Below are 3,914 nucleotides of genomic sequence, written 5' to 3'. Positions count from 1 at the left end.
CCTTTCGACCGAAGCAAATTCCTCTCGCCCTCGACGACCACCGCCTTTTGCAACCTTTCTTTCAGGTGCGCGGCAAAAACTGGATCTTCCGCCGCGTTCGCCAGCAGCGCGCCGCCGACGATGTTTTTGAGGCGTTCAAATTCCTTGAACTCGCGTTTCTTGCGCTTCACCGTTTCCGCCGCGATAGCGGCCCGTATTTCGGCTTCGCGTTTCTTTAAAAGCTCAATTCGTTCGTTGCTTCCGTTCCTTCTGTTGTTGTCCATAAAACATTCGCAACCTCATTTGAAAAATCCGCCCGCCGGCTCGCGTCGGGCGTCATTACGTACAGATCCTCGGCACAGCCGTCTTCCAGCAAGCCGACTGGCTCGGGCGTCCTCCGCAATTGCATTTCCACCCGGCCCGCGACGGTTTTCACCACGTCGAGCGCCGCGCCGTTCATGCGGTCAATCGTAAATTCAAGTTCCGGCGTGTCCTCTCGCCTTCTCAGCTCGCTCACCAGATGCGCGAGAAGGGACTGGGCAAGCCCCTGCCGCCGGGCCTTTGGGGCGATGCCTAATTGATGAACGAAGTATCTCCCTCCGGAGCCCGGAATGATGGAGCACCAGCCTACGATCTCTCCGCCCATGACCGCCACGGCGCATGTGTCGCGGCAGTGCCGGATTTGCATCCAGTAGATGTAGGACATATGCGCCGTAAGGTACGGCTCGCATGCCCGCACGACGCTGACGATCCCCTGAAGGTCGTCCATCCGCGGCGTACGGATTTTGATTGAACTGCCATTGGCTCCGTTGTTGTTCATACGCGTTACGAAAAATCGCCTCACTCGAATACGCCATCGGCCTGATTGCGCCAGGCGCAGGTCCCATCAGGCCCGGTCTGCCAGATTTCGTCGTTGTGTCTTGCCGGCCAGATTTCCGGCCAGATGATTTCAAGGGCCAGATAAGCCCCGCCGTCGGTCGTCGGAATTGGAACGGGGGACGCGGTAACGCCCCCCGGATTGAATGCGCCCGGTAAGGCGCACTCGATTGTGACCGAACAGGCGGCCAGCCCGTCCGCGTCGGTCAAGATCATCTTTAGAAAACCCGTCATGAGCACCACTCCTCGTGCGTGTTCGACCTATTTGACACGTACCTCCGGTGTTGCGTTCCTGAAGCAACATGCTCTAACCTGCGTTCATGCTCGTTCGTGCATTTCGTGTCTGGAACGGCGCGGGGAGGGGCGCGGAAGGTGTCTAAACCGGAGCTTTTCGACATTGCCGAGCTGCGGCAGGTCGCAAAGTGGTATTACGCGGACCACGTGCCGAAGAAGGAAATCGCCAAGCGCCTGCACAATATCGAAATCCGTGGTGTCACACGGCGGCTAAAACAGGCGCGGGAACGCGGCATTGTGCGGATCGAGATTCCTGAAACCGTGGAGTGCGGCGAGGAACACGAGCTTCGGCAGCAGTTTCCCCATCTGCGCAAGATCATCACAGTGCCGAACGCCGAGTACCCGGAACTTTTCAACCTGTGGGGCGTTGAAGCCGCCCGTTACTTCGAGGAATTGACGGCACGAGGACAGCACCACGTCGGGATTTCAGGCGGCGAGACTTTGTTGACATTTTGCGAAACTCTCGGCACCCACCGGCGCGATAATGTCCATATCCACACCACCGCCTTGATTGGGCGCGGCGAGCTTGCGTCAACGGCGTCACACGTCGATCCGCTCGTGAATGCCACTATCCTTTGGAGCAAATGCGGGCGTGTTACGGGGCATTGCCATTACGCTACGGTTCCGCCTTACGATGGCGTGACGCGGGAGAAAATCACTGCGGAACTCGACGGTCTGGCTAAACGCCAGCCAATCCGCGAAGTCATCAAGCGCATGGATGACATAACCATCGCCTTCGCGGGCCTTGGGCTTGTCAAATCGAAAGTCCTCACCAGTCAACTCACCATGACGGGCCTCTTAGAGCCAATCATTAGCCCGGAACAGCTTGCAGAGGAAGGAGCCTTCGCGGACCTTGCCTACTGCCTGTTCGACCTGAACGGCGCCACGCAGGACAGGTGGCGGTTTTTCTTGACGGCTGGCGCGTGTGATGACGACCCAAACCGCCGAGGCATAGGATTTTTCAAGCAGATGGTCAAAGACGGAAAGACTGTGATCGTCATTGCCGGAACCCGCAAAGAGAGGGCGGTATACGCTGCACTCAAAGCGGAACTGTTCAACGTGTGGATCACCGACCGCGAAACCCTTGCGGATGTTCACAACAAGGCGTTTAAGGATTCGGAGTTGCTGCCCTCTTAACCGTTGCCCTCAGTTCCCGATACTCCTTTGTGACAGAGTATTCTTTGCCCTCGTGGAGACCGAGCGTATCTTCGAGCACGACCAAAACATGGTGCCGGACCCTCAGTGGCAATGAGGCGGTTTCATCGTCGGCGACATAACCATTTCTCATGTCCGTCAGCAGTTCCCGGCTTTCTTCGAGCATCGCTTTGGCGCTTTTCTTCCTCGGCACGATGGCGTCTCCCTATGCTGTTTCCTCATCAATGGGCGACATCCTTGCACGAATTCATGAAAGTAAAAAGACCCGCCTAAGGCCAGCCTCTCGCCTTCAGAAACGCCCGGTCGTCTTCGCCGGTGACGAGCTCATGGAGAAGCGCCTTGACCAGTGTCCGCATCAAGGGGTTGCCTCTAGCGGCCTCCACAGGGCCCCGCCGAGAAGCGCGCTTTCCTGGTCGCCACCGAACTGTCCGGCCTTGCCCTGTTGCTCGCTCATTTTGAAATTTCCTTTCCCGTTTTTAGGCTGGACGCGAAATGCCATTGGTGCCAGTGACGGAAACACGATAACCCGGCAGCTTTCCCGGTCAACAGCGCCGCCAAAAAGACAGATCGCGTTTCGCTGATAGGCGCGAAGACGCGATTGCTTTTCGGACACGCTGCAAGCAGCGCGGCGCAGGTTGACCTGGAAAGGCCTCTGGCCGGGTTTCGTTGTTTCATCACTGGCGCAATTCCGCGCCAGCCAACACGAAAGGAAAATTCCATGAGCAAGTCACCATCACACCGCGCCTACGTCGTCAGCACGCCGAAGAACGATGACGACAAAGGCTACTGGCGCGAAGTCGGAGTTGTGTGGCCGCACAAGAGCGGCAAGGGCTTCGATGTCGTGATCCATGAGGGCATCAGCGTGAGCGGCCGCATCGTATGCACCGAGCCGAAGAAGGACGAGGCCAGCCAGTAATCGCCGTCTGCCGCCTGCCGGGGCTTCGGCTTCGGCGGGCGGTTTCCCTTAACCAGCTAGTAAAGGAACACCAATGCATTCGAACCAGCCACCCGCATACCGTGAAGAAATCCGCGCCTTTGTCGAAGAGGAATACCCGGAATTAACCGGCGGGCGGATATCAATCGGCCTCGTGGGCGATTACTATCGCGTCGTGGTGGAGGACGCTTCCCACGTCTTGCACACCATCCACATCCCTCTCGAAACGCTGCGATCGGCTCCAATCGCAAAGTCGCCGGCCCGGGGGCAGGGTGTTTAGAACACCTTGCCGATTTCGCATCGGTATATGAATCCAAGCAGACCAGCCCCGCATTTCTTTTCCTGCCGCCCGAGCATTCACGCCGGAGCTTCGGCTTCGGCGGGCGGTTTTCGTTCCCAACCTGGCCCGCTCTAAATCTCTCTATTCTTCCCCGGCTCAACCGGCCAGAGCATGAATCGAAAAAGGGGGTCCTACTGCGAAAGCCAGAATAAAACCGGAGCGCCCAAGGGGTACGAAATCGCGCGAAGCATGCGCGATTTTGTTCAAGCAGACAATTTTGTTCGTTTTGACCTTGACAGCCCGCCGCTGGCGCGACGTGCTGACGAAATCCGCGCAAACGTGCGCGGATTTTGTTCATAAAGGCCGAAAACGAAAAAATTCTCCGCTGTGCCCCTT

General features: G+C 57.7%; 6 protein-coding genes. 3 read left to right on the top strand and 3 right to left on the bottom strand.

Annotation, left to right across the window (positions count from 1 at the left end; genetic code table 11):
• Positions 1-214 precede the first annotated feature (214 nt).
• Both VN887_11730 and VN887_11725 read right to left on the bottom strand, forming a co-directional pair.
• Complete coding sequence (locus VN887_11730; protein ID HXT40673.1) at positions 215-799, bottom strand: GNAT family N-acetyltransferase; 585 nt, start codon at positions 797-799, stop codon at positions 215-217.
• A 20-nt stretch (positions 800-819) separates the two neighbouring features.
• On the bottom strand, positions 820-1,089 hold the full coding sequence (locus VN887_11725) for a hypothetical protein (protein ID HXT40672.1): 270 nt from the start codon (positions 1,087-1,089) through the stop codon (positions 820-822).
• A gap of 207 nt (positions 1,090-1,296) precedes the next feature.
• On the opposite strand from VN887_11725, the gene VN887_11720 reads away from it, so the two are divergent.
• Positions 1,297-2,286: a sugar-binding domain-containing protein gene (locus VN887_11720; protein ID HXT40671.1), complete on the top strand. Its 990-nt coding sequence runs from the start codon at positions 1,297-1,299 to the stop codon at positions 2,284-2,286.
• Here the strand turns inward: VN887_11720 and VN887_11715 are convergent.
• On the bottom strand, positions 2,258-2,497 hold the full coding sequence (locus VN887_11715; GenBank protein HXT40670.1) for a hypothetical protein: 240 nt from the start codon (positions 2,495-2,497) through the stop codon (positions 2,258-2,260). The two genes, VN887_11720 and VN887_11715, sit on opposite strands and share 29 nt — an antisense overlap.
• Before the next feature lie 525 nt (positions 2,498-3,022).
• Between VN887_11715 and VN887_11710 the strand changes: the two genes are divergently transcribed.
• Both VN887_11710 and VN887_11705 read left to right on the top strand, forming a co-directional pair.
• Positions 3,023-3,220 (top strand): hypothetical protein, encoded by a 198-nt coding sequence (locus VN887_11710; protein HXT40669.1) that lies wholly within the window; start codon positions 3,023-3,025, stop codon positions 3,218-3,220.
• Positions 3,221-3,293: 73 nt separating this feature from the next.
• The gene (locus VN887_11705) at positions 3,294-3,518 is read left to right on the top strand and encodes a hypothetical protein (GenBank protein HXT40668.1); all 225 of its coding nucleotides are present in this window, start codon (positions 3,294-3,296) and stop codon (positions 3,516-3,518) included.
• Positions 3,519-3,914: the final 396 nt, after the last annotated feature.

The organism is Candidatus Angelobacter sp., assembly GCA_035607015.1.
Taxonomy (GTDB): Bacteria; Verrucomicrobiota; Verrucomicrobiia; order Limisphaerales; family AV2; genus AV2.
Note: the sequence above shows the minus strand (reverse complement) of the source record. Positions and strands in the feature narration are given on the sequence as shown.

Bases quoted from the DNA above. Each gene is read 5' to 3' on its own strand.
- VN887_11730 (HXT40673.1), bottom strand. From the start codon at position 799: ATGAACAACAACGGAGCCAATGGCAGTTCAATCAAAATCCGTACGCCG.
- VN887_11725 (HXT40672.1), bottom strand. From the start codon at position 1,089: ATGACGGGTTTTCTAAAGATGATCTTGACCGACGCGGACGGGCTGGCC.
- VN887_11710 (HXT40669.1), top strand. From the start codon at position 3,023: ATGAGCAAGTCACCATCACACCGCGCCTACGTCGTCAGCACGCCGAAG.
- VN887_11705 (HXT40668.1), top strand. From the start codon at position 3,294: ATGCATTCGAACCAGCCACCCGCATACCGTGAAGAAATCCGCGCCTTT.